This is a genomic window from Bradyrhizobium sp. LeoA1Lang, assembly GCF_055413685.1.
Genome location: NZ_JBVAPG010000221.1, coordinates 1 through 10675, shown reverse-complemented (window position 1 = coordinate 10675; position 10675 = coordinate 1). Strand labels below are relative to the sequence as shown.

The 10675-nt window shown below is 64.3% G+C and carries 8 protein-coding genes and 1 pseudogene; 8 read left to right on the top strand and 1 reads right to left on the bottom strand.

Annotated elements, in window-relative coordinates; all coding sequences use genetic code 11:
* Nucleotides 1-373: 373 nt before the first annotated feature.
* The 3 genes from ACZYOF_RS39285 to ACZYOF_RS39275 all read left to right on the top strand — a co-directional run bounded on the left by ACZYOF_RS39285 (nucleotide 374) and on the right by ACZYOF_RS39275 (nucleotide 2520).
* Nucleotides 374-613, top strand: coding sequence for a hypothetical protein (locus ACZYOF_RS39285; protein WP_463719106.1), 240 nt, complete (start codon nucleotides 374-376; stop codon nucleotides 611-613).
* A gap of 88 nt (nucleotides 614-701) precedes the next feature.
* Nucleotides 702-1865, top strand: a complete 1164-nt coding sequence (locus tag ACZYOF_RS39280) for a winged helix-turn-helix domain-containing protein (RefSeq protein ID WP_463719105.1) — start codon at nucleotides 702-704, stop codon at nucleotides 1863-1865.
* A gap of 268 nt (nucleotides 1866-2133) precedes the next feature.
* Nucleotides 2134-2520, top strand: a complete 387-nt coding sequence (locus ACZYOF_RS39275) for a hypothetical protein (protein WP_282530001.1) — start codon at nucleotides 2134-2136, stop codon at nucleotides 2518-2520.
* A 156-nt stretch (nucleotides 2521-2676) separates the two neighbouring features.
* Here ACZYOF_RS39275 and ACZYOF_RS39270 read toward each other — a convergent pair whose 3' ends face one another.
* Nucleotides 2677-3045, bottom strand: a complete 369-nt coding sequence (locus tag ACZYOF_RS39270; RefSeq protein WP_463719104.1) for a ribosomal maturation YjgA family protein — start codon at nucleotides 3043-3045, stop codon at nucleotides 2677-2679.
* A 182-nt stretch (nucleotides 3046-3227) separates the two neighbouring features.
* Between ACZYOF_RS39270 and ACZYOF_RS39265 the strand changes: the two genes are divergently transcribed.
* The 5 genes and pseudogenes from ACZYOF_RS39265 to ACZYOF_RS39245 all read left to right on the top strand — a co-directional run bounded on the left by ACZYOF_RS39265 (nucleotide 3228) and on the right by ACZYOF_RS39245 (nucleotide 10517).
* Nucleotides 3228-4553, top strand: coding sequence for an MFS transporter (locus ACZYOF_RS39265; protein ID WP_394569298.1), 1326 nt, complete (start codon nucleotides 3228-3230; stop codon nucleotides 4551-4553).
* Nucleotides 4554-4847: 294 nt separating this feature from the next.
* A pseudogene (locus tag ACZYOF_RS39260) lies at nucleotides 4848-5955 on the top strand (efflux RND transporter periplasmic adaptor subunit).
* Between the two features lie 39 nt (nucleotides 5956-5994).
* Nucleotides 5995-9135, top strand: coding sequence for an efflux RND transporter permease subunit (locus ACZYOF_RS39255; protein WP_463719103.1), 3141 nt, complete (start codon nucleotides 5995-5997; stop codon nucleotides 9133-9135).
* A 33-nt stretch (nucleotides 9136-9168) separates the two neighbouring features.
* Complete coding sequence (locus ACZYOF_RS39250) at nucleotides 9169-9780, top strand: TetR/AcrR family transcriptional regulator (protein ID WP_463719102.1); 612 nt, start codon at nucleotides 9169-9171, stop codon at nucleotides 9778-9780.
* 113 nt (nucleotides 9781-9893) lie between these two features.
* Nucleotides 9894-10517 (top strand): flavin reductase family protein, encoded by a 624-nt coding sequence (locus ACZYOF_RS39245; RefSeq protein ID WP_463719101.1) that lies wholly within the window; start codon nucleotides 9894-9896, stop codon nucleotides 10515-10517.
* Nucleotides 10518-10675: the final 158 nt, after the last annotated feature.

Sequence of the window (10675 nt, the reverse complement as noted above, 5' to 3'; positions counted from 1 at the left end):
AACGGCGGCGAAATAAAACCCGAGCCCGAATCAAATGGATGTTCACAACCGACAAAGCTCGCGCCAAACTCGGCCGCGCCTATCCAGCCACCCCCAAAGAGTCAAAATCACTGTGATAGACCACTAGTGACGACGCCATCTGCGGTGATCATGCGCTGGCAGGTGCGGAAATAGAAAGGGCGGCCCGAGAAGGCCGCCTTTGCGTCATGGACAATAGATCGGCCGACCGCCGCGACCGCTGGTCGCAGCTCGCTTCTGCTTCATCCCACTGCAATACAGGAAAAATAACTTTTCGCTGGAAACGCGGCCGCGAGCCAACGCGCATTGTGTTGGCCGGTGTCACGCCGGTTTCATTCCAAGGGAGATTTTTCCGATGCGACGATTGATCCTGGCTGCTGCGTTCTCGGCTCTTGCCTTTGCGCCTGCCTTGGCCAAGCCGGCGGCCTGCACCACGGAGAATATGGCCAAATCGACGGCCTCGATGAACACGATGCCGGAAGGGCCCGGCAAGGCGGCGATGGCCAAGAGCATCAGCAAGGCCAATAGCGAGATGAGCAAGGGCAACATGCGTGGCGCCTGCAAGCACTACCTGGAAGCCCAGGCGGGCAAGTAATCTTCAAGACCCGGTCTACGGCTCTGGCCGCGCCACCTGGCGCGGCCTTTTCTGTGCCCTGCGACAGAAACCCGCTACATTGCGGGCAATGCCCCGTCCGATTCCATCCCACCCCCTGAGCAGGACCGACGCCCGCCGCATCTGGCTGCGCGCGCAAAGGCTCGACACGCCCGTGCCGTTCGGCGATGGGCCGGCCGCCGTGGCCGCTGCGGTTGAACATCTCGGCTACGTGCAGATCGATACCATCAACGTGATCGAGCGCGCCCACCATCACATCCTCTATAGCCGCATCCCCGACTACCGCCGCGCCGATCTGCGCCACGCCCAGGGTGTCGACAAAAGCGTGTTCGAATACTGGACGCATGCTCTCTCTTACGTGCCGGCCGGGGATATCCGCTTCTTCCTGCCGGCGATGCGGCAGCACAGGCGGGAGGGCCACAAATGGTTCAATTCGGTCACGCCTGCCGACATGCGCAAGGTGATGCGCCTGATCCGCCAGGGACCGCTCACCATCCGCGACATCGACGACGACGTGCTGGTGGAGAAGGAGCATCTCTGGCAGAGCCGCAAGCCGTCGAAGCGCGCGCTGCAGCTTGCCTTTTACACCGGCGTGCTCACGATCAGCGAGCGCAACGGCATGCTGAAGACCTACGACTTGACGGCGCGGCATTTCGGCTGGGACAAGCCGCCGAAGCCGGCCTCGCCGCGCGAGATCACCGCCTATCTGCTCGACCGCGCGCTGCGTTCGCAGGGCGTCGTCAGCCTGGATTCGATCTGCCATCTCGATGCGCCCAGCAAGAAAGCGGTGCGAGGCCTGATCGAGGCACGCCTGCGGCGAGGGGAGCTGGTGCCGGTCGCGCTCGAAGGCGCCGGCAAGCAGGAGCATTGGGCGCGCCCGGAAGCGCTGCAGCCGGCGGGCGAGGGCGATCCCGCCCTGGTCCACATCCTCTCGCCGTTCGATCCCCTCATCATCCAACGCAAGCGCACCGAACTGTTCTTCGGTTACGGCCACCGCTTCGAGGCCTATGTGCCGAAGGAAAAGCGGCTGTTCGGCTATTTTGCGCTGCCGGTCCTGGTCGGCGAGGAGATCGTCGCCGCCATCGACCTGAAGACCGACCGGGCGAACAAGAAGCTGCTGATGCAGAAATGGAGCTGGGTCGGTAGCGCCGCCAAGCGCGGCGCCCGCAAGGCGCTCAAGCCCCGCATCGAAGAAGAACTGCATCGCTTCGAGCGCTTCCAACTCGCTAACTGAATTGAGGGTGCGCAGAGCCATTGGCTCGCAATGACGGATGATGTCCGTTCGCCACTTTCTCCGCTGTCATTCCGGGATGCGCCGCAAGGCGTAGGCCCGGAATCCATTGCGCCACGTGCGCCGGCGGAGCCATGGATTCCGGGTTCGATGCTGCGCATCGCCCCGGAATGACGACAGCGAGTGACTAACTCGCCCTACTGAGTTTCGTCTCGGGAACCCGCGGCCTCCCGGCCGGTTAGTTTGTTGCGACTAATTTCAGGGAGGCATTATGGGCAAGGATAAATCGATTCTCGACAAGATCACGGATACGGTGAAGGGCGTCGCCAGCACCGCCAGCGAGGCATTGAAGCCGGACGAGACGGACATGAAAACCGACGAGCGCACGGCGACCTATGTCCCGCTCGCCGCCGACGGCCTCGTCTCCGATCCGATGGTGCCGCCGATGGCAACGGCCCCGCCGCGCAAGCGGCGCGCCGCACCGAAGCCGGCGGCAGCGAGCGCAAGACGGACGGCGGCCGCGGCAAAGAAGGCCGTGAAGAAAAGGTCGGCCAGCAAAGCCGGCAAGAAATCCGCCAAGAAGCGCTCGGCCAAGGCGGCCAAGAAGACGGCGAAGAAGACCAAGGCCGCGAAGAAGACGCGTAAAGCACGGCGGTAGGCTTCAACTGCAGCGGTCATGCACTGTAGCCGTCATGCCCCGCGCAGGCGGGGCATCCAGTAATCACCGGCAGCAGTGATTGAGCTGAGCGGCCGCAGCTTACTGGATCGTCCGCCTTCGCGGACGATGACGGCAGCTATTGGCTCTTGGCGAAAGCTAACACCGCACAACGATCCAGCGCCACGCCCAGCAAATGCCCGCGGCATAGGCGACGATATTCGATGCCGAGAAGATGCGGCCGAGCAACAGCGCGCCGGCGGTCGTCAGCCTGAAGGCATCGAGCCACGGCGTGTGCACCAGCCGAAACAATTCCACAGCCACCGCGATAGCAAGCGCGATCAAGGCCACCGTCCGCCGTGACCATCCCGGCGCGGCAATCGCGACCGGGAAGAATACCATCGTCCCCCACAACAGCGAGCCGCCATACTTCACGACGAACGCCGGAAGCCCCACGCCGAAGCCGAACCGGCGCAGCGCCAGGCCGGCAATGATGATCGAAAGACAAAGCAGGATGCGGACAATCATGAACGGGCAAGCCTTGTGGAGACGGAGCTAAAGCTTAGGGCCGCCGCCGGGCGCAAGCTCGCACCCGAGGCCGTGCGCGCCCCACCCCGCGGACGAGCCCTTGTCACAATTCCGATTGACACCGTGCGCCCGATGCTCAAAACCCCAAGGCAATAGCAATAACAGCCCTCGGGGGGACACCCATGAGCCAGACCACCACACTTGCCGCCGCCGCGAGTGCGAAGAGCGAGATCGAGACCTCGACCATCCGCGCCATCTCGGCGCGCCTGATCCCGTTCCTGGTGCTGGCCTACTTCTTCTCCTATCTCGACCGCGTCAATCTCAGCTTCGCCGCGCTGACCATGAACGCGGACCTGAAGTTCTCGCCGCTGGTCTTCGCCTGGGGCGCCGGTATCTTCTTCATCGGCTATTTCATCTTCGAGGTGCCGAGCAACCTCGCGCTGGAGAGATTCGGCGCCAGCCGCTGGATCGCCCGCATCATGGTGACCTGGGGGGTGATCTCGGCGCTGATGGCGACCGTCAGCGGCGAGCGGAGTTTTCTTGTGCTGCGCTTCCTGCTGGGCGTGGCGGAAGCCGGCTTCTTCCCCGGCATCATCCTCTATCTGACCTATTGGTATCCGGCCGAATACCGCGCCCGCTTCATGGCCGCGTTTGCGGTCGCCGTTCCCGTGTCCACCGTGATCGGCGCGCCGATCTCCGGGCTTTTGCTTGGGCTTGACGGCGTGATGGGGCTGAGGGGCTGGCAGTGGCTGTTCATCATCGAGGGCATCCCCTCGGTCCTGCTCGGCATCGTCACCTGGTTCTATCTGACCGATAAGCCGGAGAAGGCGAACTGGCTGACCGCGGAGCAGAAGGCGTGGCTGAAGGCAAAGCTTGACGCCGAGGCCGCGGCCAAACAGGCGGTGCGGCATTTCACGCTCGGCGAGGCGCTGTCCTCGCCCAAGGTGATCACGCTGAGCCTGATCTATTTCGGCTTCGTTGGCGCGCTCTATGGCATGCAGTTCTGGCTGCCGCAGATCGTGAAAGCGTTCGGTCTCACCAACGCGCAGACCGGCTTCGTCACTGCGATCCCCTATCTGTTCGGCACCATCGCGATGGTGCTGTGGGCGCGGCACTCCGACGCCACCCGCGAGCGCGTAGCCCATGTCGGCGGGCCGCTGTTGCTCACGGCGCTTGCGCTCGGCGTCTCCAGCTACCTCACCGATCCCATCATCACCATGGTCGTGCTGACGGTTGCGGCGATCGGCATCTTCTGCACCTTCGCGGTGTTCTGGACCTTGCCGACCGCCTGGCTCTCCGGCACCGCGGCAGCCGGCGCGATCGCGCTCATCAACTCGATCGGCAACCTCGCCGGCTTCGGCGGGCCCTATCTGATCGGCTGGGTCAAGGACGCCACCGGCAACACCTCGACCGGCCTGCTGGTGCTGTCGCTGCTGCCGCTCGCCGCCGGCCTCCTCACCTTCCTCGGCGGCCACGAGACCAAGACCGAGTTCGCCAACGCGAAGTAGCACAAAGCATTGGTAGGGTGGGCAAAGCGCAGCGTGCCCACCATTTCTCGCTCAGCTCGTACGATTCCTCGCCATCCCGTAGCCCGGATGAAGCGCAAGCGTAATCCGGGGCCAGTCTATCCATACGGCCAGAACCCCGGATTGCGCTGCGCTCCATCCGGGCTACGCGCCATCGCCCCCTTGCCCGCCGTCAATCACGCCCTACCTCACGATTTGGTGTTTACTGACGATTATTGACATTCGTCAGTGATCAATCAATACTCTTCATCAGACATCAGCCCGATGGAGAGACCGATGTTCGCCCGTTCTATTTTCGCGGATTATTACAAGCTTTTAGCTGGCGCGCTGCTGGCGCTGGCGGCGATTTCGCTGGCCGGCTGTGACGAAACGGTCGCCGAGAAAGCCGATCCGGGGCGTCCGGTCCTGGTCTCCATGGTGCACTATGAGGCCGAAACCCCCGAGCGCAGCTTTGTCGGCACGATCAAGCCGCGCATCGAGAGCGACATGGGCTTCCGCGTCGCCGGCAAGGTCGCCAAGCGCCTCGTCGAAGTCGGCCAGACCGTCGATATCGGCCAGCCGCTCGCCACCCTCGATGAAGTCGACCTGAAACTGCAGGCCGAGCAGGCCGAAGCGGAGCTGCGCGCCGCCACTGGCGTGCTGGCGCAGGCCGCCGCCGCCGAGCAGCGCGCCAAGGATTTGCGCGCCAAGGGCTGGACCACGGATGCTCAGATGGACCAGGCGCATGCGGCCGCAGACGAGGCCCGCGCCCGCCTCAACCGCGCCGAACGCTCGGTCGAGCTGACCAAGAACTCTCTTTCTTATGCGACGCTCGTTGCCGATACCCGCGGTGTTGTCACCTCGACCCTGATCGAGCCCGGCCAGGTCGTGGCCGCCGGCCAGACCTCGATCCGCGTGGCGCGGCTCGGCGAAAAGGAGGCGGTGGTCGCGATCCCCGAGACCTTGCTCGGCCGCGCCAAGACCGGCGTCGCCACCGTGACGCTGTGGTCGGAAGCGGGCAAGAAGTACGCCGCGAAGCTGCGCGAGGTCGCCCCCTCGGCCGATCCCGCCACCCGCACCTATCTCGCCAAGTTCTCGCTGCCGGAAGCTGGCGATGACGTCTCGCTCGGCATGACGGCGACGCTGACGCTCGCCGATACCGAGACTGAGCGCGTGGCGAAGCTGCCGCTGTCGGCGCTGTAACAGCCAGGGCGGCGATCCCTCGCTCTACGTCGTCAACGATGCCGGCGAGATCTCGCTGAAGCCGGTCAAGGTGAAGGCCTATGAGAGCAATTGCGTCGTGATCGCCGGCGGCGTCGAGGAGGGCGCGAAGGTGGTGGCGCTCGGGGTGCAGAAGCTCGACCCGGCCCAGAAGGTCCGCGTCGTCGCGTCGCTGTCGTTCTGATCCGTCGGCCGTAAGCGGTTTTGGATATTGGAGGGTGACATGAAGCGCTTCAACCTGTCGGGCTGGGCGGTGAGCCATCCGACCCTGATCCTGTTCCTGATGATCGCGCTCGGCGCCGCCGGCTTCTTCTCCTATCAGAAGCTCGGCCGCGCCGAGGATCCGTTCTTCACGGTGAAGGTGGTCAACGTCTCCGTGATCTGGCCCGGTGCAACCGCGAACGAGATGCAGACCCAGGTCGCCGACCCCATCGAGAAGAAGCTGCAGGAATTGCCGTTCTTCGAGAAGGTGCAGACCTATTCCAAGCCGGCCTTCGTGGCGATGCAGGTGACATTCCGCGATTCGACGCCGCCGAAGGACGTGCCTTATCTCTTCTATCTGCTGCGCAAGAAGCTGGTCGACGTGCAGGGCCAGTTGCCGCAAGGAATCCTCGGCCCGGTCGTCAACGACGAGTTCTCCGACGTCGATTCCATCCTCTACATGATGACCGGCGACGGCGCCGATTACGCGCAGTTGAAGAAGGCGGCCGAAGGCTTCCGCCAGCGGCTTCTACGCGTGCCGGGCGTGACCAAGGTCGACTTCTACGGCACCCAGGACGAGCGCATCTATGTCGAGTTCTCCCACGCCAAGCTCGCCACGCTCGGCATCACCCCGCAGGCGCTGTTCGACTCGCTCGCCAAGCAGAACAACGTAACCCCGGCCGGCACGGTCGAGACGTCCTCGCAGCGCGTGCCGCTGCGCGTCACCGGCGCGCTCGACGGCGCGAAGGCGGTGGCCGAGACCCCGGTCGAGAGCAACGGCCGCGTCTTCCGCCTGGGCGACATCGCGACCGTCACCCACGGCTTCGTCGATCCGCCGAGTTTCACCGTGCGCCAGGAAGGCAAGCCCGCGATCGGCATCGGCATCGTGACCGCCAAGGGTGCCAACATTCTTGAGCTCGGCAAGGACGTCGAGAAGGCGACCGCCGAATTCTTGAAGGCGGTGCCGCAGGGCATCGAAGTCGAGCAGATCGCCGACCAGCCCAAGGTGGTCGAGCATGCCGTCAGCGAGTTCGTGCATTCCTTCATCGAGGCGCTCGCGATCGTGCTGTTCGTCTCCTTCCTCGCGCTCGGCTGGCGCACCGGCATCGTGGTGGCGATGTCGGTGCCGCTGGTGCTGGCGATCGTCTTCATCGTCATGAACGCGATGTCGCTCGACCTGCACCGCATCACTTTGGGTGCGCTGATCATCGCGCTCGGTCTGCTCGTCGACGACGCCATCATCGCGGTCGAGATGATGGTGGTGAAGATGGAGCAGGGCTGGGACCGCTTCCGCGCCGCATCGTTCGCGTGGGAATCCACGGCGTTTCCGATGCTGACGGGTACGCTGGTGACCGCGGCCGGCTTCCTGCCGATCGGCTTTGCCAATTCGGCGGTCGGCGAATATGCCGGCGGCATTTTCTGGATCGTCGCGATTGCGCTGGTCGCCTCCTGGTTCGTCGCGGTGATCTTCACGCCCTATATCGGCGTGAAGCTGCTGCCCAACATCAAGGTGCACCACAACCACGATCCGCACGCGATCTACGAGACCCGGCTTTACCGCGGTTTGCGCGCGGTGGTGCAGTGGTGCGTCAATCACCGCGTCACGGTGGTGGCATCAACGGTCGGCGTGTTCGTCGCCTCGATCGTCGCCTTCGGCCACGTCCAGCAGCAGTTCTTCCCGCTCTCCGAGCGCCCTGAGCTGTTCCTGCAGCTTCGCCTGCCGGAAGGCACCGCGTTCAACGTGACCGAGAAGGCGGTCAAGAAGGCCGAGGACCTGTTGAAGGGCGACAAGGATATTGCGACCTACACCGCCTATGTCGGCCAGGGCTCGCCGCGCTTCTGGCTCGGCCTCAACCCGCAACTGCCGAACGAGGCCTTTGCCGAGATCGTGATTCTGTCCAAGGACGTCGAGGCGCGTGAGCGCATCAAGGCCAAGATCGAGAATGCGGCCGCCAACGGCGCGTTGAACGAGGCGCGCGTGCGCGTCGACCGCTTCAATTTCGGCCCGCCGGTCGGCTTCCCCGTTCAGTTCCGCGTGATCGGTCCCGACGCAAGCAAGGTGCGCGATATCGCCTACCAGGTGCGCGACATCATGCGGCAGAACCAGAACGTCAAGGACGTGCAGCTCGACTGGAACGAGCAGTCGCCCTACCTGAAGCTGGTCGTCGACCAGGACCGCGCCCGCGCGCTCGGCCTGACCCCGCAGGAGGTCTCGCAGGCGCTGTCGATGCTGATCTCGGGCGCGCCGGTCACGACCATCCGCGACGGCATCGAGAAGGTCGGCGTGGTCGCCCGCGCCGTGCCGTCCGAGCGGCTCGATCTGGGGCGCGTCGGCGATCTCACGATCACCTCACGCAACGGTGTCGCCGTCCCGCTTCAGCAGATCGCAAAAATCGAGTATGCGCATGAGGAGCCGATCCTGTGGCGGCGTAACCGCGACATGGCGATCACCGTGCGCTCCGACGTCGTCGACGGCGTGCAGGCCCCTGATGTGACCAACCAGATCTCGCCCAAGCTCAAGGAGATCCAGAACCATCTCGAGCCGGCCTACCGGATCGAGCCGGGCGGCGCGTTCGAGGAATCGGCCAAGGGCAATGCGTCGATCTTCGTGCTCTTCCCGATGATGGTGCTGGTGATGCTGACGCTGTTGATGATCCAGTTGCAGAGCTTCTCGCGCCTGCTCCTGGTCTTCCTGACGGCGCCGCTCGGCATCGTCGGCGCGTCCCTCGGGCTCAACGTCGCCAACCAGCCGTTCGGCTTCGTGGCGCTGCTCGGCCTGATCGCGCTCGCGGGCATGATCATGCGCAACACCGTGATCCTGGTCGACCAGATCGAGACCGATGTCGCCCACGGCCTGACCCGCAAGGAGGCGATCGTGGAGGCCACTGTCCGCCGCGCCCGCCCGGTGGTGTTGACCGCGCTCGCCGCGATCCTGGCGATGATCCCGCTGTCGCGCTCGGCGTTCTGGGGCCCGATGGCAATCACCATCATGGGCGGCCTGTTCGTCGCGACCTTCCTGACGCTGTTATACCTGCCGGGCCTTTATGCCCTGTGGTTCCGCAAGAGCCTGGAGGAGAGCGGCGCGGGCGAGAAAGCCGCTTCGGCGGCGCAGCATGACGGCAATGCGCGCCCGGCAATTCCGCTTGCTGAAGCGGCTGAATAGTTGAACAGTGAACACATAATTGAGTCCCGACAAATGACGCTGGTTTCGGAACATATCGAGAGTGACACCCGGGAGCGGATTCTCGTGGTGGCCGAACGGCTGTTCCGCCAGATCGGCTACCAGAAGACCACGGTCGCCGACATCGCCAAGGAGCTCCGGATGAGCCCCGCCAACGTGTATCGCTTCTTCGATTCGAAGAAGGCGATCCACGAAGGCGTGGCGCGGACGCTGATGGGCGAGGTCGAGGTCGAGGCGCTGCGGATCGTGCGGGCACAAGGCCCGGCGGTTACCCGCCTGCGCGATCTGATGAAGACCGTCAACCGCATGAACACCGAGCGCTATGTCGGCGACTCCAAGCTGCACGAGATGGTCGAAATCGCGATGCAGGAGGACTGGGACGTCTGCGTCGCCCATATGGAGATGATCGCCTCCACCATCGGCCAGGTGATCGGGCAGGGGGCGGCCTCGGGCGAGTTCGATGTTCCGGACGTGCACCTCGCCTCGCTCTGCGCCACCACCGCCATGATGCGCTTCTTCCACCCGCAGATGATCGCCCAATGCGCCACCAAGCCGGGCCCGACCATCGACCAGATGATCGATTTTGTGATCGCGGGCCTCTCGCCGCGTGGTAAATTGACGAACTAACATCATCCTGGTCATTCCGGGGCGATGCGAAGCATCGAGCCCGGAATCTCGAGATTCCGGGTCTGGTCCTTCGGACCATCCCGGAATGACGGCGAATCCTCGAGGAATTCAGCGTGACCGCGAAAGACCTGCATTATTACGAGCCGAAGAACGGCCACGGCCTCAAGCACGATCCCTTCAACGCCATCATCGCCCCGCGCCCGATCGGCTGGATCTCCTCGCGCGACGCCAAGGGTCACGTCAACCTCGCGCCCTACAGCTTCTTCAACGGCTTCTGCTACGTCCCGCCGATCATCGGCTTCTCCTCCACCTCCTGGAAGGACAGCGTCGCCAACATCCAGGAGACGAGGGAGTTCGTCTGGAATCTCGCCACCATGGATCTGGCGAAGCAGATGAACGCGACCGCCGCCCACGTCGCCCACGATATCAGCGAGTTCTCGATCGCGGGATTGACCGCGGCGCCGAGCAAGATCGTCAACGTGCCGCGGGTGGCGGAGAGCCCGGTCTCCTTCGAGTGCAAGCTGACCCAGATCGTCCAGCTCCAGGGCGCCAATGGCGAGAAGGCGCAGGCCTGGCTCACGTTAGGGGAAGTCGTCGCGGTCCATATCGACAAGGCCATGATCAAGGACGGCGTCTACCAGACCGCCGCCGCCCGCCCCATCGTCCGCGCCGGCCGCAGAGGCGACTATTTCGAGATTCGGCCCGAGGCCATGTTCGAGATGGTCCGCCCGGATTGATCTCTCTTTCTTCCCCTTCTCCCCGCTCTTCGCGGGGAGAAGGTCGGGATGAGCGACTATCTGGATTGTCAAGTTGCATTGGCGTAAGCGGCACGCGCCTCGCGTGCTTTGGCGTTGAGGCGGACCAGGAGCTTACGGGCGAGCGCAATGCGAATGAC

Bases quoted from the DNA above. Each gene is read 5' to 3' on its own strand.
- ACZYOF_RS39250 (WP_463719102.1), top strand. From the start codon at position 9,169: ATGACGCTGGTTTCGGAACATATCGAGAGTGACACCCGGGAGCGGATT.
- ACZYOF_RS39275 (WP_282530001.1), top strand. From the start codon at position 2,134: ATGGGCAAGGATAAATCGATTCTCGACAAGATCACGGATACGGTGAAG.
- ACZYOF_RS39285 (WP_463719106.1), top strand. From the start codon at position 374: ATGCGACGATTGATCCTGGCTGCTGCGTTCTCGGCTCTTGCCTTTGCG.
- ACZYOF_RS39270 (WP_463719104.1), bottom strand. From the start codon at position 3,045: ATGATTGTCCGCATCCTGCTTTGTCTTTCGATCATCATTGCCGGCCTG.
- ACZYOF_RS39280 (WP_463719105.1), top strand. From the start codon at position 702: ATGCCCCGTCCGATTCCATCCCACCCCCTGAGCAGGACCGACGCCCGC.
- ACZYOF_RS39255 (WP_463719103.1), top strand. From the start codon at position 5,995: ATGAAGCGCTTCAACCTGTCGGGCTGGGCGGTGAGCCATCCGACCCTG.
- ACZYOF_RS39265 (WP_394569298.1), top strand. From the start codon at position 3,228: ATGAGCCAGACCACCACACTTGCCGCCGCCGCGAGTGCGAAGAGCGAG.